The organism is Microbacterium testaceum, from assembly GCF_020781835.1.
Lineage (GTDB): Bacteria > Actinomycetota > Actinomycetes > Actinomycetales > Microbacteriaceae > Microbacterium > Microbacterium testaceum_H.
Genome location: NZ_JAJGNJ010000001.1, coordinates 93,992 through 115,948 on the forward strand (window position 1 = coordinate 93,992; position 21,957 = coordinate 115,948).

A 21,957-nucleotide genomic window follows, 5' to 3' on the forward strand; every position below is an offset into this window, starting at 1 on the left:
GGCGCCGTGCCTAACGTCGCCCCATGACCACCGAACGCGACCAGTTCACTTTCGACAACCCCGTCACGCGTTACGCCCGCGTCGAGCCGCCCGTCCAGCATCAGCCGGAACCCGGCGTGCAGGCGGACATGACCCCCGTTCCCGACCTGGGCGAGAAGACCTACCGCGGACTGGGGCGCCTCATCGGACGCAAGGCCCTCATCACCGGAGGAGACTCCGGCATCGGCGGGGCCGTGGCGATCGCGTTCGCGCGCGAGGGCGCCGACGTCGCCATCGTGCACCTGCCCGACGAGCAGCGCGACGCCGATCACGTGCTCGCCCAGATCCGGGATGCCGGCCGCACCGGCGTCTCGATCGCGGCCGACATCACCGACCCCGGTGCGTGCCGCGCTCTCGTCGCCGACGCCGTCGAGGCGCTCGGGGGCCTGGACATCGTGGTGAACAACGCCGGGAAGCAGGTGATGGTCGAGAAGGTCGACGACCTGTCGGACGAGCAGTTCGAGCAGACCTTCCGCACGAACGTGTTCGCGCCGTTCTGGATCACCAAGGCCGCGCTCGCTCACCTTCCCGAAGGCGCCGCGATCATCAACACCGCGTCCCTCGAGGCGTACGTCCCGGCCCCCGACCGGCTGGACTACGCCGCCACCAAGGCAGCGATCAACAACCTGTCCAAAGGCCTCGCGCAGCAGTTGGCCTCGCGCGGCATCCGGGTCAACGTCGTCGCCCCCGGACCGACGTGGTCGGCGCTGCAGGTGAGCCAGGGCGTCTCGGACGAGCAGATGGAGCACTTCGACGACGAGAGCACGTACCAGCGTGCCGGTCAGCCGGCCGAGATCGCGCCGGCCTTCGTGTTCCTGGCCTCGGCGGAGGCCAGCTACGTCTCGGGCGAGACCCTCAACGTCAACGGCGGCATGGTCACGCCGTAGGCCCGGGCCGTGGCATCCACCGGCCCGCACAACTCCGGCGGATTGCGCGAGCCGTCGACCCGGGCCGCCCGTTCACCGGATCTGCCGGAGCTGTGCCCCCGGCACGCGGCCGAGCGGGCACGCCGCCCGCGTGGCACACGCGGTGTCGGCGGACCGACGGAGCGGAACATCGACGCCGCACCGGATCAGCGGCGACACCTCCTTGCGCAAAACGTCCCGGAGCGCAAGCGGCCCGCTCCGACCACCGGTGTAGGAAAACGTGAAGGAATGCCCTCCGACGACGCCATCCCCACGCTGTACCTGCTGCACGCCCTCGGGTCGAGCAGTGGGTCGTTCGACCGGCTCGGTGCGACCCTCGCCGGTCGGGTCGACGTCCAGGGCATCGACCTCCCCGGGTTCGGCTCCGTCCCCGCGGCACCCGACACGTCGCTGGAGGCGACGGTCTCGTACGTGATCGGCATCCTGAACGAACGGGTCCGCGGCCGGTGGATGCTCGGCGGTCACAGCATGGGCGGCAAGGTCGCCACGCTCGTCGCCGCGCGCGTGCTCAGCGGCACCGCGCCCCTCACAGGCCTGGCCGGGATGGTGCTCCTGTCCCCGTCTCCGCCCCGGCCCGAGCCGATGGACGAGGAGCGCCGCACGCGGATGCTGTCGTGGGTCGACCACGGGGCGATCTCGCCACAGGATGCCGAGACCTTCATCGCGCAGAACACGGCGCGCCCGCTCGACCCCGGCGCGCAGAGCGTCGCGCTGCCCGATCTGGCCCGCACGTCCCCGGCCGCGTGGCGCGCATGGCTGGAGACGGGCAGCCGCGTGGATGCACGGGACGAGGTGGGCACGCTGGACCTCCCCGTGCTCGTGCTGGCCGGAGACGACGACGCCGATCTCGGCGCCGCCGCACAACCCGGACTCCTCGCCGGTGTGTACCCGCGGGCCCGGTTCCACACGCTGGCCGACACCGGCCACATGATCCCCCTCGAGCGGGCGGCCGAGACCGCCGCCGCCATCGCCGACTTCGTCGCGGACGAGGTGCTGGCCGGCCCCACGGTGCCCGAGGACTGGGCCCGGCTGATCGCCGGCGACCGCGTGGACCCCCGGACGCGCGGCATCCTGAACCGCCGAGCCGTGCCCGACGACCGCGGGTACGCTCCCCGCGCACTCGATCTCGCGCAGTTGACGCTCCTGCGCGAGATCAGCGACCTCGTCGTGCCGCAGGAGGGCCCCGCGATCGACATCGCCGCGCGCGTGGACGCGCAGCTCGCCGGCGGCGCGGGCGACGGCTGGCGACCCGAGGGCCTTCCGCCGGACCCCGAGGCGTACCGGCGCGGGCTGGACACGCTCGCCGAGGGATGGCCGACCGATCCGGTCGCGCGCGAGGACGTCCTGCGCGCAGCGATCGAGGGGAACGGCCCCGCCGACGGGCCCCTGGATGCCGACCTGCTGGCCGCGTGGCTCGAAGACGTCCGCGTCGACCTCGTGCGGCAGTGGCTGGCGCATCCGGCGAGCATGGCGCGCACCGGGTACGACGGCTTCGCCACGGGCGGCCGCAAACCGCTGCGGGGCTACGTCCATCTCGAGCTCGGGCGGCGCGAGGACTGGGAGCCCGCCGGAGTCGGCGGCACGATCGCGACAGGAGACGCCGCGTGAACCTCGCCGACATGCGCACGCACCCCACCGACGACATCGTCGACGTCGTGGTGGTCGGCACGGGGGCCGGGGGCGCGCCGCTGACGGCCGCACTCGCCCGGCGCGGGCTGTCGGTCGTCGCCCTGGAGGCGGGGCGGAACTTCGACCTCGACGACTTCACCCCGGACGAGACGGAGGCGGTGGAGATCAACTGGATGTCGGAGCGCCTCAGCGGCGGCGGCGACGCCACGGCGTTCGGTCCGAACAACAGCGGCCGGGGCGTCGGCGGCTCGACGTTGCACTGGGGAGCCTTCAGCCCCCGTCCCGACGCGCGCGATCTGCGCCTGCGCAGCGAGACCGGGGAGGGCAGGGACTGGCCCCTCGACCCCGAGGAGCTCCTGTCGTACGTGGCTCGCGTGGAGGGCGACATCGGCGTGTCCGGCCCGATGCCGTACCCGTGGGATGCCGCGCGCGAGTACGCCTACTCCCCACCGGCCCGCAACGCCCCGGCGAACCTCGTCGCCCGCGGGTGCGAGGCCCTCGGCATCCGGTGGGCCGACGCGCCCGCCGCGGTGCTCACCCGCGCACGCCTCCAGGACCATCACGGCGAACGCCGCGCGTGCATCAATTGCGGCGCCTGCCACCAGGGGTGCCGGGTGGATGCCAAGGCCACCACCGCCAACACCTACCTCCCGGCCGCGGTGGCCCACGGAGCCGAGATCCGCAGCGACGCGATGGTGCACGACATCGAGCTCGACGCCGGCGGACACGTCGCCGCGGTCGTCTACCGCCAGAACGGCGTCGACGTGCGCCAGCGGTGCCGTGCGCTCGTGCTCGCGGCCGGCGGCATCGAGACGCCGCGTCTGCTGCTTCACACCGGCATCGCCAACGGCAGCGGACAGGTGGGCCGCAACTTCCTCGCGCACGGCGCGACCCAGGTGTGGGGCCGCTTCGACGAACCCGTCCGCGGCCATCGCGGCTACCCGTCGTCGCTCATCACCGAAGACATGCTGCGCCCCGCCGACGCGGACTTCGTCGGCGGCTACCTCGTGCAGAGCCTCGGTGTCATGCCGCTGACCTTCGCCACGACGCTCGCGCGCGGCGGCGGGCTGTGGGGGCGGGAGCTGATGCAGCGGCTCGATCAGGCGCAGCACATGGCGGGCATCGGCATCAACGGCGAGTGCCTGCCGTCGGACCAGAACCTCCTGGAGCTTTCCGACGAGACCGACGAGTTCGGCATCCCGCGCGCCCGGGTGACCTTCACGGCGGGGCCGAACGAGGCGGCGTTGACACGGCACGCGACGGTGTTCCTGCAGCGGGTGATGGAGGCGGCCGGGGCGCGCGAGACGTTGGTGCTCGCCCGGTCGGCGCACACCGTCGGCACGTGCCGGATGTCCACCGACCCGGCGGACGGGGTGGTGGACGGCGACGGCCGCTCGCACGAGATCCCCAACCTGTGGATCTGCGACAACAGCGTCTTCCCCTCGGCGCTGGCCGCGAACCCCGCGCTGACCATCATGGCGCTGTCGCTGCGTACGGCCGACCGCTTCCTCGCGGCCTGAGGCGTGGCATCCACGGCCGCCGAACGCACACGATCGGGTCGAGCGCACACGTTCGGGACGAGCGCACACGTTCGGGTCGAGCGCACACGTTCGGGACGCCTCCAGCGTGTGCGTTCGACCCGAACGTGTGCGTTGGGCCGCGGCGGGAGGCGGGTGGGGCGGGAGAGAATGGATGCCATGAAGCTCGCGCACCTCGTCCGGTTCGCCGCCCTCGCCGAGGAGCTGCACTTCCCGCGCGCCGCCGAGAAACTCGGCATCCCGCTCGCGTCGCTGTACACCACGGTCGACAAGCTCGAGGAGGAGGTGGGGCAGCCGCTGGTGTCGCGCACCCCTCCCACGCGCCTGACCCCGGCCGGCACCCTGCTGCTCGAGGAGGCCCGCGTCCGCATCGCCGATGCCCCGCCGCAGGCCGCGGCGGCGCCGAAGGCTCGGGGCGGCAAGGCCAAGGCATCCAAGGGCACGGGCCGAGCCCCCATCGTCAAGGGCCAGCCCAAGCCGTACAAGAAGCGCCAGGGGCGCTGACGCGGGCCGCGCCCCGCCGACGCGGCCCAGGCTCACCGACGCGGCCCGGGCCCACCGACGCTGCCCCGACCCGCCGACGCTGCCCCGACCCGCCGACGCGACCCCGGCCCGCCGACGCGACCCCGGCCCGCGGACGCTGCCCAGGCCCGCGCATAAACGCTTTTGGCGCGCAAAAACGCTCTGCCACCGCGTTTACGCGCGCGAATCGCGTTTATGCGTGACACCCCGCCGTGACGCGGCGCCGGCTCACCGACGCGGCCCCGGCCCGCCGACGCGACCCCGGCCCGCGCATAAACGCTTTCGGCGCGCAAAAACGCTCTGCCACCGCGTTTACGCGCGCGAATCGCGTTTATGCGTGACACCCCGCCGTGACGCTGCCCCGGCCCACCGACGCGGCCCCGGCTCACCGACGCGACCCCGGCCCGCGCATAAACGCTCTTGGCGCGCAAAACGCTCTGCCACCGCGTTTATGCGCGCGGATCGCGTTTATGCGTGGCGCCCGCCACCGTGACGCGGCCCCGCGACCCGCGCCCCGACGCCGCCACCGCGGCACAGCGCCCGCGACCCGCGCCCCGGCGCCGCCACCGCGGCACAGCGCCCGCTACCGCGCCCCGGGCGGGCGCGCCCTAGAGCTCCGACACCTGACCGGCCTCGACGCGCCAGTGGCGATCGGTGTGGACGGCGGCCAGCATCCGGCGGTCGTGCGTGACCAGCAGCAGCGTGCCGGTGTAGGACTCCAGAGCCTGCTCGAGCTGCTCGATAGCGGGCAGGTCGAGGTGGTTGGTCGGCTCGTCGAGCACGAGGACGTTGACCCCGCGCGCCTGCAGCAGGGCGAGCCCCGCGCGGGTGCGCTCCCCCGGCGACAGGCCGTCGACGGGCCGCGTGACGTGGTCGGCCTTGAGCCCGAACTTCGCCAGCAGCGTGCGCACGTCCGCCGAGGTCATCTCGGGCACGAGCGCCTCGAACGTCTCCGCCAGCGGGCGCTCCCCCACAAGCAGTGACCGGGCCTGATCGATCTCGCCGACCGCGACGCTGCTTCCGAGGGACGCGCTGCCCTCGTCGGGGACCTGACGGCCCAGGATGCCACGCAGCAGCGTCGTCTTCCCGGCACCGTTCGGCCCGGTGATTCCGATGCGCTCGCCCGCGTTCACCTGCAACGACACCGGTCCGAGCGCGAACGTTCCCTGCCGGAACACCGCCCCGGACAGCGTCGAGACGACCGAGCTCGACCGTGGCGCGGCACCGATCGTGAACTCGAGCTTCCACTCCTTGCGCGGCTCCTCGACCTCGTCGAGCCGGGCGATGCGGCTCTCCATCTGCCGCACCTTCTGGGCCTGCTTCTCGCTGGACTCCATCGACGCCTTGCGGCGGATCTTGTCGTTGTCGGGCGACTTCTTCATCGCGTTGCGCACGCCCTGGCTCGACCACTCGCGCTGCGTGCGCGCACGGGCGACGAGGTCGGCCTTGGTCTCGGCGAACTCCTCGTACTTCTCCCGCGCCTGTCGGCGCAGCGTCGCCCGCTCCTCGAGGTAGGCGTCGTAGCCGCCGCCGTACACGCGATGGGAGTTCTGCGCGAGGTCGAGCTCGAGCACGCGCGTCACCGACCGCGCGAGGAACTCGCGGTCATGGCTCACGAGCACGACCCCGCCGCGCAGGCCCCTCACGAAGGCCTCGAGCCGCTCGAGGCCGTCGAGGTCGAGATCGTTCGTGGGCTCGTCCAGGAGCGCGATGTCGAAGCGCGACAGCAGGAGCGCCGCGAGGCCCACGCGCGCGGCCTGCCCTCCGGAGAGCCCCGTCATCAGCGCCTCCGCGCCGACGTCCAGGCCCAGGTCGGCGAGCACGATCGGCATCCGCTCGTCGAGGTCCGCCGCCCCGCTCGCGAGCCAGCGATCCAGGGCCGTGGCGTAGGCGTCCTCGGCTCCCGCGGCATCCGGGTCGCTCAGAGCCGCCGCCGTGGCATCCATCTCCCTCGTCGCTGCGGCGCAACCGGTGCGCCGTGCGATGTACCCCGCCACCGTCTCGGCCGGCACGCGCTCGTGCTCCTGCGGCAGCCATCCGACGAACGCGTCGGCCGGGGCGAGCGCGATCGTGCCGGCCTGCGGCTCGTCGACCCCGGCGAGGAGCCGCAGGAGCGTCGACTTGCCGGCACCGTTCGCGCCCACCACGCCGATGACGTCACCCGGCGCCACCGTGAGGTCGACCCCCTCGAACAGTGTGCGGTGGCCGTATCCCCCGGCGAGTCCCTGGGTGACGAGCGTGGCGGTCATCCCACGATTCTCCCAGGGCGCGGCGAGCGGTGATCCCGGCCGTCGCCGGGCTCGGCTAGCGCACGCTCCCACCCCGGAGCGTCATCGGCCAGCCCGCACCGGGGGCGGCCACGAGCACCTCGGCGTCACCGGTGAGCCGCCACGCGCCGAACGCATGCGGCACGGCGTACACCTGCCCGCGCTCGATCTCGACGCGTCCGGCATCGGAGACGAGCGCGCCGGATCCCCGGGACACCAGGACGACCGCGAAGCCGGCCTCGTGCGCGGCGGTCTCGCCGCCGGCATCGAACAGGCGGAAGTACGGGTCGGCCGCGGCCGGCAGCAGCGGGCGGAAGCGGGATCCCGCGGGGGTGGTGCCCGCGGTGCTGATCAGCGCATCCACGGCGGCGGCATCCAGCGCGTCGGTGGAGACCGCGGGCATGACGGCGTCGAACCCGAGGTCGAGGTGGGACTCCTCGCGCGTCGACGTCGTCACCGACCACTCCAGCAGGATCGAGAAGTCGGTGGGTTCCTGCACTTCCGCCAGGAAGATGCCCCCGTCGATCGCGTGCACCGTCCCCGCGGGCACGAGCACCCCCATCCCCGGACGCACCACCACGCGGTTCATGTGCGCGAGCATCCACTCGCTGTCCTGCGCGTCGCGGCGACGGTCGAGCTCGTCGCGGTCGACCGGCCGGCTCCAGCCGACGTAGACCGCGCAGTCCTCCTCGGTCTCGAGCACGTACCAGGCCTCGGTCTTGCCGTAGGGGCAGTCGAGGTGGCTCGCGGCGAAACCGCGGTCGGGGTGCACGTGGACGGGGAGACGCTGACGCGCGTCGAGGAGCTTCACCAGGATGCCGAGGTCGGTGGCATCCCGCCCTCCCCGCGCGCCCACCCACGCGGCGCGGTCCGCGGCCACCAGGTCGCGGAGGAACGCGCCGTCACCGGTGACGGCCAGACCGACCCCGTCGGAACCGAAACGGGACACGGTCGAGGCGAGCCACTCCTCGGGCTGGCGGTCGGTGCGGGGTTCGATTCCGCGGAGGGCGGCGATGCGGTCGCCGCCGCGGTAGAAGTGCTGCACCGGATTCGGTGGCAGGAGGACGGGTTTCACCGGGGCTCCGATCGGGCGGGGGATGACGCGGCGACGATGCCGGCCGCTTCCACATCTACACCATGCCCAGCGGGGAGGAGCGGCGGGGCCCGCGCCCGCCCGTCGCTCACACGAACCGGTCGAGACCGCCCCAACCGCCCACCCAGGCCTCGAGGTGCGGTTCGTCGCGCAGGACGTGGACCCCGGATGCCACGATCCCGCCGGTCTCGAACCCGACCTGCGCACCCCACCGCTCCGCGCGACGGCGGGCGCGGCGCGCGCTCGCGGTGCCGACGGGGGTGCCGTCGGCGGCGCGAATCTCGAGCCACCCCTCGTCGCCCTGACCGAGGGCGGCCAACCGGGGCGCGAGATCGTCGGCGACGTCCACCAGAACGGGCCGGTCGAGCCTGCAGATCACGCGCGCGTCCGGAACGATGCCGGCGCGCACGCGCGGATCCGCGGCGAGCGCGCGGCTCGTCGGCGGCGCGTCGAGGATCACGGCCGCGCGGGGGAAGGCGGCCAGCAGCGCATCGACGCACAGGAACACGGCCGGCTCGGGATGCTCGCCCGCCAGATGCACCACGAGGTCGGGCTGAGCAGGCAGCAGGCCGCGCCCGGCGGAGCCGGCGACGGGGATGTCGGCCGCGAGGCGGAGGGTCTGGCGGTTGCCCTCGCGCGCGCGATCGATGTCGCGGCCCGACCAGTCGGGGCCGTCGTGCCACGCCACCGCCTCGGGCACGTGGGCGAGGACGGCGCCGCTCTGCCACGCGCGGTGCACCCACTCCCAGTCCTCGCCGCCATAGGAGGTGTACGTCTCATCGAAGCCGCCGACCTCGTCGAAGAGGGTGCGCGAGCATGCCGACACCGCCCCGATCACGAAGCGGTAGGCGCGGTCGTCGGCGTGCAGGAGGTTCTGCGTACGCGCATACTCCTCGCGCAGCCACCCCGGTTCGGGCAGTTCCCGTTCGGGCCCCGCTACGGCAACGGGGACGTCGGGCGCGAGCCCGGACAGGTCGGCGTGCCGCCGTCGCCCCACCGTGACGGCCTCGGGCAGCAGGGCGGGCAGGCGCGTGAGCGCCCGGACGTATCCCGGTTCGGGGGTGGTGTCGGCATCCAGGAAGCACAGGATGTCACCCGTGCTCGCCGCGACGCCGAGGTTGCGCGCCGCCGCGGCCCGGAAGCCCCGGTCGGCCTGGCGGACGAGCGTGACGCCGTCCGGCACGACCGGCGCGTCGGGCGAGCCGTCGTCCGTGACGACGATCTCGATCCGGTCGCGGGGGTGGTCCTGCCGCGCGAGCGCCGCGAGGGTGCGGGCGAGCTCGTCGGGCTGAGCGTAGTGCGTGACGATGACGCTCACCCGCGGCGGCTCGGGCTCCTTCCCGGCGACGAGATCCCATCGGTTCCCGACGACCCAGCGTGCGCCGTCCGGCGTCGAGTGTCCAAGACACGCCGCACCGGGGTGGGGCTCAACGGCGTGTCTTGGACACTCAACCTGAGGGGCGGGGGCGGAGGCGGGGGCGGGGGCGGGGGCGGGGGCGGGGGGCGTGGGGGCGGGAGTGGGGAGCGTGGGGGTGGGGAGCGCGTGCCACCAGGCCAGGTAGGCGCGGGCGACGTCGGCGGGGCCGACGGGGACGGGACGGATGCCGTGCCAGGTGGCATCCGGGTCGTCCGCCGCCGTGCGCACCGCTGCAGAGAGCTCGGACGGCTCGACGGTCAGGAGCGTCCCGGGCCGCAGCACGTCCATCTCGTCGACGTAGCGGTTGCGGACCGCGATCGGGCGGCGGCCCCACCCGATCCACGACGCCAACGACCCCGACGCGGAGACGTGCCGGTGGGCGATGACGGGGACCGAGACCGCGCGAGCCCGTTGCGCCATCTCGGCGTCGTCGAGCCAGCCGGTCACCTCGACGCCGACGCCCGCGTCGGCGGCGCGGCGGACGAACGCCTCGAGGTCGGCGGCGTGCCCGTCCGATGCGCGCCCGAGGACGGTGAGCCGCCCGATCCCCGCCTCCGCCGCGGCGGCGAGCGCTTCATCGTGCCCCTTCCCGGGGTAGAAGTAGCCGAGTACCCCGACGGTGCCGTCGGGGTGCGGTCGGGCGCCCTCCGCGAACGCGGGCACGGGCAGCGGCACGACCTCGACGGGGCCGTGCCACACGTCCTCCTCCACGAGGAGGGCTCGCTCGTGCGCGCTGTTGACGGCGACGGCGTGCGCGGCGCGCCCGACGGCGGCGTAGAACGCACGGCGCCGCGGGCGATTGCGTTCCCCGTCGGAGGCCTGGGGCACGTCGTGCAGCGTGACGGTCAGCGGATGCCGCTGCGCCAGCGACGTGAGACGCGCGGTCGCCTCCTCGGGCGAGGTGCCCCACAGGCGGTCGGTGACGTGGACGTGCACGGGCGTCCCGCCCGGCAGCCCGGGCAGGTCGTCGGGGGTCACCAGGCGCAGAGCGGGATCGAGCGTCCGCACGTCCTCCGCGACAGCGCGCGCGTACGCGGCGACGCCGTGCGGGCCGGGCGGGGCGAGCAGGACGGGGCGTACGCTCACGCGGCCCGCCAGCGACGAAGAAGCGGCGCGAGGCGCTGCACCGCGGCCGCGACGAACGCGGGGTGCTCGGCGTACCACCGGCGGTGGGCGTCGACCACGACGTCGGCGTCGAGGCGCTCCTCGGAGACGATCCAGTCGCGCCGGGGCTCGGCATCCAGGTCCCACGCCTCGACCACGGCCCGTTCGAGCGGTGCCCGCACCCCGGCGAGGATCGGACGCCCGGGGTCGACCGCGCTGCCGGGGGCGCCGAGCGCGGCGACGATGCGTTCCCCCAGCGGCAGGAACACGGCGTTGCCGGGGTGGTTCACGGTCCGCGCGAGGTCGGCCACGACCGTGTCGTACAGATCGGATGCCACGACGTCGACGCCGAGCTCTTCGCGGCGCCGCAACTCGGCGACGGAGTCCTCGGCCACCGCGCGCACGGCCGCGGTCGGGAGCTCGGCCGCGACGGGGAGTCCCGCGGCTTCGGCGAGGGTGCGCACGTCGTGGTACGCCACGAGCGGCGGGTCCTCCTCGACGCCGGGGACGCGGATCGCGGCCTGGAAGGGGTGGAGTCCGCCGAAGCGCAGCGAGGGCACGACCACGGTCCGCGCGCCCGCCGGCAGCGCGGCGCGCAGCTGCGACGTCCCCAGGGGCAGACCACGGTAGTCATCGCGGATGGGCTGGACGATCAGGAACGCCGCCCCGGCCAGCAGACGGTGGAGGCGTTCGGCATCCGCGGCATCCATCTCGTGCACCGCGGGCACACGCACGCCGGGGTGGCCGTCGTTCGAGACGACGAGGCGGATCGACTCCGCCTGGCAGTTGCCGACGACGACGCCATAGCCCTCGGGGGCGGGGGTGTCGCCGTAGAACTCGGCGTAATGGCGCCGCCGCGCTATCACCGCCGCGGTGTCGTCCGCAAGCGTCCCCGACCCGTCATACCCGCCGCTCATGATGTGAACGTACGCCGTCGCCGCCGTCGCCCGGGAACCGATCGCGCCGACTTGCGGCGGCCCTGGCGATGCGATACGCGACACGACCGCCGCACCCAGGAGGCCCCCCGATCGACACCGCAGCCCCTCGCCGGATCCGGGTCGCCGCCGTGCCCGCCGGTCACCCGTACACCCGGGCCGTCACCGACGAGCGCTTCGTCGACCTCCGGGTCGACCCGCCCCCGCCCGGCGCCGCGCCGGGGCAGTGGTGGCCACCGCAGGTGCTGCTGCCGGCCTGGCTCGAGGAGCACGCCGCCGAGATCGACCTCGTGCACGTGCACTTCGGGAGCGAGTCGTACACGGCCGACGAGCTGGCTGCGACCGTGGAGACACTGCGACGCCTGGGCCTGCCCCTCATCTACACGGTGCACGACCTCGAGAACCCGCAGCTGAGCGACCAGGCCGCGCACCGTGCAGCCCTCGACACGCTGGTGGCGGGCGCTGACGAGCTGACGACACTGACCGCCGCGACCGCGACCGAGGTGGAGCGCGACCACGGCCGCACCAGCACCGTCATCCCCCACCCCACGCTCATCGAGGGGGAGGCCCTCCCCACCGGGCGCGGCCACTCCGCGACCCGGATCGGCGTGCACCTGCGCGACCTGCGCCCCAACATCGACGGCGTCGGCACCACGGCGACCCTCGTCCGCGCCGTCGCCGACCTGCGAGCCCGGGGCACGGACGTCGAAGCGGTGGTGCGCCTGAACGAGAACGTCCGCGACGCCGAGGCCGCGGCATCCATCGAGGCGCTCACGCGCAACGCCGACGGGGTGACGCTCGCGCGATCCGCGCGGCTCGACGACGACGCCCTCGCCGGGTGGCTCGCCGACCTCGACGCGTGCGTGCTGCCGTACGGGCACGGTACGCACTCGGGCTGGGCCGAGCTCTGCTACGACCTCGCCGTCCCCGTCCTCGGCACCCGCGTGGGTCACATCGCCGCGCAGCACCCCGGCGACTTCCACGCCTTCCGTGTCGGCGACCCGGTGTCGCTGGAGCGGGCGATCGTGGAGGCCGCCGCACCGGGCTGGTCCGTCCCGGGCACCGCCGCGCGCGCAGCCGAGGTCGTCCGCCGACGGGCGGAGCGACTCGACGAGCGGGACCGGGTGCGGCAGGCGCACGTCGCGTTGTACCGACGATCGCTGCGGACGGAGCACGCGGCGTGACCCGGGCGCTGAACCGGATGCGCGTGCTCGTGGTGGCGCCCTCGCGGTATCCGCTGCGTCAACCGCACGCGGGAGGTCTCGAGGCGACGGTGTGGGACCGCGTGCGATGGTTGCGCCAGCGTGGGCACGACGTCACCCTCTGCGCCGCGGAGGGGTCGGACTTCCTGGAGGAGTCCCCCCGATTCGCGCTGCCCGCTCCCGAGTGGTCGCGCATCGAGGACGCCTCCGACACGGGGTATCCGGACGGCTATGCCGCGGCCACCGAGGCCGCGCACGAGGTGCTTCTGGAACGCCTGCGTGCCGAGGCGCACCGCTTCGACGTGATCGACAACCACAGCCTGCACCCGGCCCCGATCCGGTGGAGCCGGGATGCCGGCATCCCGGTCGTGACGACGCTGCACACGCCGCCGCTCGATCCCCTCCTCGAAGCGGCCGCCTACGTCCGCGGCAGCGCGCACCGCTTCGTCGCCGTCAGCCAGGCGACCGCGCGCGCGTGGTCGGTGGAGGGCGTCGACGCTTTCGTCTTCCCCAACGGCATCGACACGGAACGTTGGACCCGTGGCCCCGGCGGCTCGCGCTGGGTGTGGTCCGGACGCATCGTCCCCGAGAAGGCGCCGCACCTCGCGATCGAGGCGGCACGGACCGCGGGCGCGGAGATTGTCGTGGCGGGCCGGATCGGCGACGTCGACTACTTCCAGCAGGAGGTCGCCCCGCGCCTGAGCGCCCACGCCCGTTACGTCGGCGCCCTGCACCAGGGCGACCTGTGCCGACTGGTCGGCGCGTCGGCGGTCGCTCTCGTGACGCCGATGTGGGAGGAGCCGTTCGGCCTCGTCATCGCCGAAGCCCTCGTCACCGGGACGCCCGTGGCGGCCTTCGACATCGGCGGGGTCTCCGAGGTGCTCGCCGGGATGCCGGGCACGGCAGCCGTCACCGCCGGCGACGTCACCGCCCTCGCCCACGCCGCCCGCGACCTCGCGCTGCGGGGCGAGCGCGAGCCGCTCACCCGCACGTGGACGCGCCGTGCCGCCGTCCGCGAGCACGCCCTGAGTCGGCGTTACCGCGACGTCGAGCGCGTCCTCGCGCACACGGCGCAGCGGGCGGCGGAGCAGCGGATCCCGGCGGTGTCGTGGTGATCGGCTGGTACGTGCACCACCACGGGTACGGGCACGTCGCCCGCTTCCTCGCCGTGCACCCCCACCTGCGCACACCGGTGCGTGCCTTCTCGTCGCTCCCCCGGCCGGCCGGACTGGGCGCCGAGGTCGAGTGGATCGCGCTCCCCGACGACGCCGACACCGTCGAGCACGACGACGGAACGATCTGCGACCCGCGCGAGGGCGATCCCACGGTGCGCGGTTCGCTGCACTGGGCACCGCACGATCACCCCGGACACCGCGCGCGTCTCACGCGGATCGCGTCGCAGTCGGCGGACCTGCGCGCGATGGTCGTCGACGTCAGCGCCGAGGTCGTGGCCTTCGCCCGGCTGCTGGGGCTGCGCACCCTTGCCGTCACGCAGCCCGGGGAGCGCACCGACGCCGCCCACGCGCTCGCCTACGACCTGGCCGACCGCATCCTCGCCCCGTGGGCGCACGGCGCCGTCCCGGTCGGGGCCCTCTCGACACGCACCGATCGGGTGGTGTGGACCGGCGGCATCTCGCGGTACGACGGAAGGTCGTCCCCGGACGCGGATGCCGAACGTTCGGTGCTCTTCCTCGGCCGGGTCCTCGACGACGAGGTGCGCCGCGAGGCCGAGGAGCGTCTGTCCGCGGCCGGCTGGCGCACGCGCGCGGTCGGGCACGACCCGGACTCCCGCATCGAGGACCCGTGGCCGCTCGTGACCTCGCACACCGTCGTGGTCAGCGCGGCCGGACAGAACAGTGTCGCCGACCTCGCCGCCGCGGGTGCCCGCGCCGTCGTCGTCGCCCAGGACCGCCCCTTCGACGAACAGCGCCACACCGCGTGCGCCCTGCATCGGTGGGGCCTTGCCCGCGTGGCGCCCGAGGACGTCGACGGCGCGGGGATCGTCGCGCTCGTCGAGGCCGCGGCGACCGACGCGCCCGACTGGTCCCAGTGGCAGGTGGCGGGGGCCGCCGAGCGCGCCGCCGAGGCCGTCGAGGCGATGCTGCCGTGAGGGTCGCGGTCCTCACGGTCGCCTCCGCCGCCCGCCGCGCGCACCTCGAGCGCCAGCGCGAGGTCCTCGCCGTCGTCGCCCCCGACGTCGTGCGGGTGGAGGTCTTCCTCGACGAGACGGTGGCGCCCGGCATCCGGGATGCCGGCGTCCGCACGCTCCACGTGCCGCCCGGGCGGCACGGGCTGCGCGTGGGGGCCGGGCGGAACGCCGCGGCCGCGGCCGCGATCGCGGACGGCGCCGAGTTGCTCGTGTTCCTGGACGTGGACTGTCTGCCCGGCCCCGACCTGGTCCCCCGCTATGCGGCTGCCGCGCGCCTGCACCCCGAGGCAGTGCTCGCCGGCCCGGTGACGTACCTCGCGAGCGTGCAACGCCCGGAGACCGACGACCTGCCGCACGTGACCCGCCCGCACGCGGCACGCCCCGCCCTGCCTGCCGGGACGACACGCGCGGCGGAGGCGGGCGAGTACGACCTCTTCTGGTCGCTGTCGTTCGCTGTCACCGCGGCGACCTGGGAGCGCCTCGGCGGCTTCCACGACGCGTACGAGGGCTACGGCGCGGAGGACACCGACCTGGCGTGGACGGCGCGCGCAGCCGGCGTCCCCCTGAGGTGGACGGGCGGGGCGGATGCCTACCACCAGTGGCATCCGGTCTCCTCCCCGCCGTGGCGCCACCTCGACGACATTCTGCGCAACGGCACCACATTCCACCGACGCTGGGGCGTCTGGCCGATGCGCGGGTGGCTCGACGCCTTCGCCGCCGCCGGCGCGGTCGAACGCCGCGGCGACTCCTGGCTGCGCACCTGACCCCGCCCCGCCCGCCCGCCCCGCCCCGCCCCCGCCCCGCCCCCTCAAACGCCGAGTGTCCAAGACACGCCGCATGCCACGAGGGCGATACGGCGTGTCTTGGACACTCACGAACCAGGGATGCCGCGGCCTACGCGCGCAACCAGACCGACGCCTCGCCGGGGAGCGTTCCCGCCTCGACGGGGACGCTCGAGAGGAGCACCTCGCCCGCGGGCAGCGCGATCGGCTCGGTGCCGAAGTTCGTCACCACGATCCAGCCGTCGGGGCGGGCGAAGCCCACCGCGTCCTCACGCCCGAGGTCCAGCCACTCGAGCTGCTCGGCGGTCTGCAGCTCGTGCCGCAGGTCGAGCGCGCGGCGGTACATCGACAGGGTCGACGCGGGGTCGCCGTCCTGGCGGTCGACGGCGTACGCGGCGAACCAGTCGGGCTGCGGCAGATGCGCCGCGGCGTCGCCGAAGCCGAACGCGGGCCCTTCGGCCGTCCACGGCAGGGGCACGCGGCATCCGTCGCGCCCCTGGTCGACACCCGGGCTGCGGAAGAACGTCGGGTCCTGACGCGCGGAGTCGGGGATGTCGGCGACCTCGTGGAGGCCCAGCTCCTCACCCTGATACAGGTAGGCCGACCCGGGCAGCCCCAGGACGAACAGCGCCGCGGCACGGGCCCGCCGCTGCCCGCGCTCGGCATCCAGCGCCGGCTCGGTGCCGCCCGAGAGCAGCCACCGATTGCCGTGTTTGAGCGTCGGGCGCCCGTCGGCGCCGCGCTCGGCGTCGGGAAGGCCGTAGCGCGTGGCGTGGCGGACGACGTCGTGGTTGGAGAGCACCCAGGTCGTCGACGAGCCCGATCGCGCGGCGAGCGCGAGGTTGTCGGTGACGATGCGACGGAACTGGCGCGCGTCGAAATCGGCCTCGAGCAAGTCGAAGTTGAACGCCTGGCCGAGGCTGTCGATGCTGGCGTACAGGGGCACGCGCGAGGGGTGCACCCACGCCTCGGCGACGGCGGTGCGCGGCGGGTCGTAGGAATTGAAGACGGCGCGCCACTCGGCGTACACCTCGTGCACGTCGTCGCGATCGAGGAGCGGGTGGTTCCCGTCCTGCGGCAGCGCCGCGAGCTCGGCGGCCGAGGGCAGCGGTTCGGTGAGGTCCTTGGTGAGCATGTGGGCCACGTCGATGCGGAAGCCGTCCACACCGCGGTCGCTCCAGAAGCGCAGGGTCTTCACGAAGTCGGCGCGCACCTCGGGGTTCGCCCAGTTCAGGTCGGGTTGCGAGACGTCGAAGTTGTGGAAGTACCACTGCCCGTCCGCGACGCGCTCCCACGCCGAACCGCCGAAAACGGACTGCCAGTCCGTCGGCGGCTCGCTGCCGTCGGGCCCGGTCCCCTCGCGGAAGATGTAGCGGTCGCGCGCAGCGGAGCCGCGGCCGGCGGCGAGCGCCTCCTGGAACCAGGCGTGATCGTTCGAGGTGTGGTTGGGCACGATGTCGACGACGACCCGGATGCCGTGGGCGTGCAGCTCTGCGATGAGCTCGTCCATGTCGGCCAGGGACCCCAGGCGCGGGTCGACGTCGCGATAGTCGGCGACGTCGTACCCGCCGTCGGCGAGCGCGGAGGGGTAGAAGGGGCTCAGCCAGATGGCATCCACCCCCAGCTGGGCGAGGTAGGGAACGCGCGAGGTGATGCCGGGGATGTCGCCGAGTCCGTCGCCGTTGCTGTCGGCGAAGCTGCGCGGATACACCTGGTACACCACGGCCTGACGCCACCAGTCGGGGGCGTCGGAGAGCTCGCGGGGGTGCACGGAGGGTGCGGCGGTGGTCACGGAGGGGTCCTTTCGGGTGAGGTGGCGGGTCAGCCCTTGACGGCGCCCTGGGTGACGCCGGCCATCACCCATCGCTGGGTGAAGAGGTAGGCGACGATGGCGGGAGCCATGGCCATGAGGTAGGAGGCGAAGGCGACGTTGTAGTTGTTGCTGAACTGCGTCTGGAACAGGTTCTGCCGCACGGGGAGCGTCTGCAAGGCCGGATCGCTGATGATGAGCGACGGCATCATGAAGTCGTTCCACGCGTACAGGAACGCGAAGATGCCGACGGTGGCGCTCATCGGGGCGAGCAGCGGAAAGATCAGCCGCCAGAACGTCTGCCACGTCGTCGCGCCGTCGATGCGCGCGCTCTCCTCGAGTTCCAGCGGGATCGAGCGGAGGAACGCGGTGAACAGCAGCACGCTGAAACTCAGCTGGAACATCGTGGCGAGGATGATCACGCCGAACGGGTTGTCGAGGCCGACCCGGCCGGTGAGCTGGATCTGCGGCAGCGCCACGACGGGGAACGGGATGAACATCGCCGCGAGCAGGTAGAAGAACGAGTACCGGAAGAGCTTGCGGTCCCAGTTGCGGGCGATCGCGTAGGACGCGAAGGCGGCCAGCACGATCGTCGCGACGACCGTGCCCGCCGTGACGAGCAGCGAGATCGCGAGTCCGACGGGGAACTTCGTCAGGGTCCACGCCTGCACGAATCCGTCGAAGCTGATCGGGGCGGGGAACGAGAAGGCGTTGCCGTCGACGACCTGCGCCCCGCTCTTGAGCGCCATCGTGACGGTGACGTAGAGCGGCAGAAGCACGGTCACGGCGCACAGGACGAGGATCGTCGTCGTCGACCAGCTGATGCGTTCGGTGCCGACGCGGCGGATCCGGCCGCCGGTGCGTCGACGCGAAGGGACGGAGAGTTCTGCCTGCTCGAAAGCGAGCGCGGGCTGGTTCACGGCGGTCATGAGAGGGTGTTCCTTCCGCGGGTCAGCGAGAGCTGCAGGAGCGAGATGACGACGGCGACGATGAAGAAGAGGGCCGCGTTGGCCATCTGGTAGGCGTAGTCGCCGCCGTTGAAACCGAAGATGATCGACATCGCGACGCTGCGGGTCGCGGTGCCGGGACCGCCGTTGGTGAGACCGACGATGATGTCGTAGGCGTTGAGGAATCCCTTGAAGCCGAGGATGACGTTGATGACGACGTACCCGGCGACGAGCGGCAGCGTGATGCGCAGCAGCTGCTGGACCTTGCCGGCCCCATCGAGCCCGGCCGCTTCGTACACGTCGCCGGGCACCGAGAGGAGGCCGGCGATGTAGATCAGGAGCGTCCCCGGAATCGCCTGCCACGCGGTGACGATCACGATCGCCACCCACGCCAGGTCGGGGTTGGCGAGAAGACTGGATTCGAGCCACGGGATGCCGAGGGCGGCCCCCGCCTGAGGGAGGGAGTTGCTGAAGAGGAAGTTGAAGACGAAGGCGATGATGATGCCGGAGATCACCATGGGGATGACGAACACCGTCCGCAGCGCCCTCTTGAAGCGGATCTGGGCGGTGAGGCCGACGGCCAGCAGGAACGCCGCGACGTTGACGACGATCACGGTCGCGACCGAGAAACCGAAGGTGAACAGGTACGCCTGCAGGATCGCCGGGTCGCTGAAGAGCGCGATGTAGTTCGTCAGCCCCGTGAAGTTCCACTCGCCGATGCCGATGGAGTCGGTGAAGCTGAAGAAGATGCCGATGATGCCCGGCACCGTGATCGCCAGCGTGAACAGCACGAGCGTCGGGACGAGGAAGAAGTAGTAGATCGGCTCGACGCGGCGGGTGCTGCGGCGTGCGGCCGCTTTCCCGCCGGTGACGATGGTCGTGGTGGTGGTCATCGCACGTCTCCTTCGGCGGCGGAATCGGTGGTCGACGCGGCGGGCTGCCGGAAGGCCAGGCGTGCCCAGTCCTCGTCCATGGTGGCGAGCGTCCGCTGCGGCGAGGCGCCGAGGATCATCGCCTGGGAATAGTTGAAGACGGGGATCGTCTTGGGCACGAGCACCGACGCGCCCTGGTAGATCCGCCCCTCCTCGTAGTAGGGGATCATCCCCGCCACGCGCGGATCGCTCGGGGCAGGGGCATCCTCGGTCGGCGCGAATCCGAGCTGCGACTCGTTGTAGGCCTCGATGATCTCGGGCTGGTAGAGGTACTCGAGGAAGTCGCGCGCGGCATCCTGATGGCGCGACCCCTCCGGGATGATGGCGGCGAGGTCCATGTTGACGCGGACGGCGAGGTCGTCCGCGTCGTCCGTCATGGGCAGGGGAAAGGTTCCGACCCGCAGATCGGGCGAGGTCTTGGCGATCTCGCCGAGAGCCCACGGCCCCTGCAGGTACATCGCTGCCTGCCCCTGAGCGAATGCGAGATTGCCGTCGCCGTACGCCCGACTGTTGGCATCCGGGTTCGTGTAGGTCGAGGCGAGCTCGGTCATGCGGTCCATCGCCGCGGCGAAGTCCTTCTCGAACGACACGGCCGAGCCCGGGCCGACCGCGTCGCCCTCGGCGGCGAGGGCGTCGAAGAAGTCGATCACGTCGAGGGATCCGCCCACGGCGTAGTCGTACCAGCCCTGGCCGACGGTCCAGTCGTCCTTGAACGTGCCGTAGAACGGCGTCACGCCGTTGGCCTGCAAGGTCTCGGCGGTCTCTCTCAGCTCACCCCATGTGGTGGGCACGTCGAGCCCGAGGTCCTCGAAGATCTGCACGTTGTAGATGACGGACGACGCCATCACCGAGTACGGCAGGGCGCTGGTGCGACCCGCGCAGACGCCGTACTGGTCCATCAGCGGTTGCAGGTCCTCACGGACGGTCGCCGCCGCGTCGGTGTCCGACAGGTCGGTCAGGGCGCAGCGCTGAACGAACCGGGCGACCTCGTAGTTGTAATTGGCGAGCATGATGTCGGGCGGGTTGCCGCGGACGAAGCTCGCCGAGACGACGTCCACACCCGAGGTGTCCATCTCGACGCGGACGCGATCCTGCGAGGCGTTGTAGTCCGCGACCACCTGGTCCATGAACGCCAGGGCCTCACGTTTGCTGAAGGTGAAGCGGATGGTCTCACGACCGTCCGCGGAGCACCCGGCGAGCATCGCTGCCCCCAGCACCGTCACCGCCAGCGCCGCGACACCACGTCGCACCGTTGCCGTCTCCGTCGACACGTTTCCTCCTCGCACCGTTGCGATCTTGAATCGGATATTAAATCTACTCGCCAAATCAATATCGTGAGGGCAGTATTGCATCAGGCACGAGAGGGGTCAAGAACCGATGACGGATGCCACACCCTCGGTGCCCTCGCTCCGACGCCACAGCCTCGACGCCGTGCTCGCCTACGCGTGGGACGCCGAGGTCTTCACCGCGAGCGACGTGATGTCTGCCGTCGCGCTGACGCGGTCGACGACGATCGACGTGATCGACGAACTCGTCGCCCGCGGGCTCCTGGTCGAGCTGCCGAACGCGCGCGCGGTCGGCGAGTACTCCAAGGGGCGCCCGGCTCGGCGCTTCGAGCTGCGCACCGACGCCGCCCTCGTCGTCGGAGTGGATGCCGGCCGCGGGCACGTGACCGCGACGGTCGCGGACCTGCGCGGAACCCCCGTCGCGTCCTCGCGCGTGTCGATCGACCCCGAACGCGACTCCCCCGAACGTCGACGCCGGGCGGCGGAGAAGGTCGTCGAGGCGACGCTCACGCGAGCGCACGCGTCGCGCGACGACCTCGTCGCGATCTGCGTGGGCGTGCCCGCGCCCGTCGATCGCTCGGGCCGCTCCCCCGTGCACCACGACGGCTTCTGGCAGCGGATGAACCCGGACTTCGTCGATACGTTCGCGTCGTGGGCGCCGGTGGTCCGCGTGGAGAACGACGCCTCGCTCGCCGCCGTCGCCGAGCACGCGCAGGGCGCGGCCGTCGGCTACGACGATTTCGTGGCGCTCCTGGCCGGCGAGCGCTTCGGCGCCGGGATCTGGATGGACGGGAGACTCGTGCGGGGCGCGCACGGCGGCGCCGGCGAGACCATCGCGTTCGACCGGGTCGAGGGCGTCGGCAGCGCCTACGGTCTCGCGCCGCGGTGCGTGGATGCCGCTCGCGCGGCGATCGCGGCGGGCACGCTGCCGGCCGGCAGCGTGCTGGCGCAGGTGCCGGCGGACGACCTGGATGCCAAGCAGGTGCTCGACCTCGCCGGCGCCGGCGACCCGGGGGCCCTGGCCGTCGCCGCCGAGGTCGGCGGGCAGCTCGCCATCGTGACGGGCCTGCTCGGCAGCCTGTTCGACGTCCGCAGGGTCGTAATCTCCGGCGCGATCGCCGCCGGCGCGGCGCCGATCATCGACGCGGCCTCCGAGGTCGTCCCGACGACCCTGCACCTCCCTCCGCCCGAGATCGTCGCCTCCCCGTTGGGGGCGGACATCGTCTCGACGGGCGCCGTGGCCGCCGCGATCGAGGCGACCCGCGCGCGCGCGATCGACCTCGCCCCCTTCGCCCTCCCCGCCGAACGGGCGCGGGCCTGACGGTGCTGATCGGCCGGAGCGTCGGGCGCGGCAACGCACCGCGCCACGCGCCTTAGCA

At 73.0% G+C, this 21,957-nt stretch carries 17 protein-coding genes; 9 read left to right on the forward strand and 8 right to left on the reverse strand.

Annotation, left to right across the window (positions count from 1 at the left end):
- The first annotated feature begins 23 nt into the window (after positions 1 to 23).
- From LL239_RS00495 to LL239_RS00510, 4 genes are all read left to right on the forward strand, one after another.
- Positions 24 to 926 (forward strand): SDR family oxidoreductase, encoded by a 903-nt coding sequence (locus LL239_RS00495; protein ID WP_228161477.1) that lies wholly within the window; start codon positions 24 to 26, stop codon positions 924 to 926.
- Positions 927 to 1,193: 267 nt separating this feature from the next.
- Positions 1,194 to 2,573: an alpha/beta fold hydrolase gene (locus LL239_RS00500; protein ID WP_228161478.1), complete on the forward strand. Its 1,380-nt coding sequence runs from the start codon at positions 1,194 to 1,196 to the stop codon at positions 2,571 to 2,573.
- Entirely contained in the window at positions 2,570 to 4,114 is a 1,545-nt protein-coding gene (locus LL239_RS00505) for a GMC family oxidoreductase (RefSeq protein WP_228161479.1), read from the forward strand. The genes LL239_RS00500 and LL239_RS00505 overlap by 4 nt, the downstream gene beginning before the upstream one ends.
- A gap of 177 nt (positions 4,115 to 4,291) precedes the next feature.
- On the forward strand, positions 4,292 to 4,636 hold the full coding sequence (locus LL239_RS00510; protein WP_228161480.1) for a LysR family transcriptional regulator: 345 nt from the start codon (positions 4,292 to 4,294) through the stop codon (positions 4,634 to 4,636).
- Positions 4,637 to 5,262: 626 nt separating this feature from the next.
- On the opposite strand, the gene LL239_RS00515 is transcribed toward LL239_RS00510, so the two are convergent.
- The 4 genes from LL239_RS00515 to LL239_RS00530 all read right to left on the reverse strand — a co-directional run bounded on the left by LL239_RS00515 (position 5,263) and on the right by LL239_RS00530 (position 11,452).
- Positions 5,263 to 6,903: an ABC-F family ATP-binding cassette domain-containing protein gene (locus LL239_RS00515; protein WP_228161481.1), complete on the reverse strand. Its 1,641-nt coding sequence runs from the start codon at positions 6,901 to 6,903 to the stop codon at positions 5,263 to 5,265.
- Between the two features lie 55 nt (positions 6,904 to 6,958).
- On the reverse strand, positions 6,959 to 7,996 hold the full coding sequence (locus LL239_RS00520; RefSeq protein ID WP_228161482.1) for a class I mannose-6-phosphate isomerase: 1,038 nt from the start codon (positions 7,994 to 7,996) through the stop codon (positions 6,959 to 6,961).
- A gap of 106 nt (positions 7,997 to 8,102) precedes the next feature.
- On the reverse strand, positions 8,103 to 10,517 hold the full coding sequence (locus tag LL239_RS00525; protein ID WP_228161483.1) for a glycosyltransferase: 2,415 nt from the start codon (positions 10,515 to 10,517) through the stop codon (positions 8,103 to 8,105).
- A complete protein-coding gene (locus LL239_RS00530; RefSeq protein WP_228161484.1) occupies positions 10,514 to 11,452 on the reverse strand; it encodes a WcbI family polysaccharide biosynthesis putative acetyltransferase in 939 nt (312 codons plus the stop codon). Before LL239_RS00530 ends, LL239_RS00525 begins: the two co-directional genes overlap by 4 nt.
- A gap of 149 nt (positions 11,453 to 11,601) precedes the next feature.
- On the opposite strand from LL239_RS00530, the gene LL239_RS00535 reads away from it, so the two are divergent.
- Genes LL239_RS00535 through LL239_RS00550 form a run of 4 tightly spaced genes read left to right on the forward strand, consistent with a single transcriptional unit; the run spans position 11,602 to position 15,585 of the window.
- Positions 11,602 to 12,654: a glycosyltransferase gene (locus LL239_RS00535; RefSeq protein WP_228161485.1), complete on the forward strand. Its 1,053-nt coding sequence runs from the start codon at positions 11,602 to 11,604 to the stop codon at positions 12,652 to 12,654.
- Positions 12,651 to 13,787, forward strand: a complete 1,137-nt coding sequence (locus LL239_RS00540; protein WP_228161486.1) for a glycosyltransferase — start codon at positions 12,651 to 12,653, stop codon at positions 13,785 to 13,787. The genes LL239_RS00535 and LL239_RS00540 overlap by 4 nt, the downstream gene beginning before the upstream one ends.
- Complete coding sequence (locus LL239_RS00545; RefSeq protein WP_228161487.1) at positions 13,784 to 14,782, forward strand: glycosyltransferase; 999 nt, start codon at positions 13,784 to 13,786, stop codon at positions 14,780 to 14,782. The genes LL239_RS00540 and LL239_RS00545 overlap by 4 nt, the downstream gene beginning before the upstream one ends.
- The gene (locus tag LL239_RS00550) at positions 14,779 to 15,585 is read left to right on the forward strand and encodes a galactosyltransferase-related protein (protein ID WP_228161488.1); all 807 of its coding nucleotides are present in this window, start codon (positions 14,779 to 14,781) and stop codon (positions 15,583 to 15,585) included. The genes LL239_RS00545 and LL239_RS00550 overlap by 4 nt, the downstream gene beginning before the upstream one ends.
- Before the next feature lie 130 nt (positions 15,586 to 15,715).
- Here the strand turns inward: LL239_RS00550 and LL239_RS00555 are convergent, their stop codons facing one another.
- The 4 genes from LL239_RS00555 to LL239_RS00570 are packed head-to-tail and all read right to left on the reverse strand — an operon-like array spanning position 15,716 to position 20,494.
- On the reverse strand, positions 15,716 to 17,395 hold the full coding sequence (locus tag LL239_RS00555; RefSeq protein ID WP_228161489.1) for a glycoside hydrolase family 13 protein: 1,680 nt from the start codon (positions 17,393 to 17,395) through the stop codon (positions 15,716 to 15,718).
- Between the two features lie 29 nt (positions 17,396 to 17,424).
- Positions 17,425 to 18,342, reverse strand: a complete 918-nt coding sequence (locus LL239_RS00560; RefSeq protein ID WP_228161490.1) for a carbohydrate ABC transporter permease — start codon at positions 18,340 to 18,342, stop codon at positions 17,425 to 17,427.
- Positions 18,339 to 19,253, reverse strand: a complete 915-nt coding sequence (locus LL239_RS00565) for a carbohydrate ABC transporter permease (RefSeq protein ID WP_228161491.1) — start codon at positions 19,251 to 19,253, stop codon at positions 18,339 to 18,341. Before LL239_RS00565 ends, LL239_RS00560 begins: the two co-directional genes overlap by 4 nt.
- Positions 19,250 to 20,494 (reverse strand): ABC transporter substrate-binding protein, encoded by a 1,245-nt coding sequence (locus tag LL239_RS00570; protein WP_267188799.1) that lies wholly within the window; start codon positions 20,492 to 20,494, stop codon positions 19,250 to 19,252. Before LL239_RS00570 ends, LL239_RS00565 begins: the two co-directional genes overlap by 4 nt.
- A gap of 175 nt (positions 20,495 to 20,669) precedes the next feature.
- Between LL239_RS00570 and LL239_RS00575 the strand changes: the two genes are divergently transcribed.
- Positions 20,670 to 21,899 carry an ROK family protein gene (locus LL239_RS00575; RefSeq protein WP_228161493.1) on the forward strand — a complete coding sequence of 410 codons (1,230 nt, stop codon included), beginning with the start codon at positions 20,670 to 20,672 and terminating at the stop codon, positions 21,897 to 21,899.
- The last annotated feature ends 58 nt before the right edge of the window (positions 21,900 to 21,957 follow it).

What these genes read in the sequence shown, in the direction of transcription:
- LL239_RS00510 (WP_228161480.1), top strand. Translation starts at nt 4,292, where the DNA reads ATGAAGCTCGCGCACCTCGTCCGGTTCGCCGCCCTCGCCGAGGAGCTG.
- LL239_RS00495 (WP_228161477.1), top strand. Translation starts at nt 24, where the DNA reads ATGACCACCGAACGCGACCAGTTCACTTTCGACAACCCCGTCACGCGT.
- LL239_RS00565 (WP_228161491.1), bottom strand. Translation starts at nt 19,253, where the DNA reads ATGACCACCACCACGACCATCGTCACCGGCGGGAAAGCGGCCGCACGC.
- LL239_RS00530 (WP_228161484.1), bottom strand. Translation starts at nt 11,452, where the DNA reads ATGAGCGGCGGGTATGACGGGTCGGGGACGCTTGCGGACGACACCGCG.
- LL239_RS00500 (WP_228161478.1), top strand. Translation starts at nt 1,194, where the DNA reads ATGCCCTCCGACGACGCCATCCCCACGCTGTACCTGCTGCACGCCCTC.
- LL239_RS00570 (WP_267188799.1), bottom strand. Translation starts at nt 20,494, where the DNA reads ATGCTCGCCGGGTGCTCCGCGGACGGTCGTGAGACCATCCGCTTCACC.
- LL239_RS00560 (WP_228161490.1), bottom strand. Translation starts at nt 18,342, where the DNA reads ATGACCGCCGTGAACCAGCCCGCGCTCGCTTTCGAGCAGGCAGAACTC.
- LL239_RS00515 (WP_228161481.1), bottom strand. Translation starts at nt 6,903, where the DNA reads ATGACCGCCACGCTCGTCACCCAGGGACTCGCCGGGGGATACGGCCAC.
- LL239_RS00575 (WP_228161493.1), top strand. Translation starts at nt 20,670, where the DNA reads ATGACGGATGCCACACCCTCGGTGCCCTCGCTCCGACGCCACAGCCTC.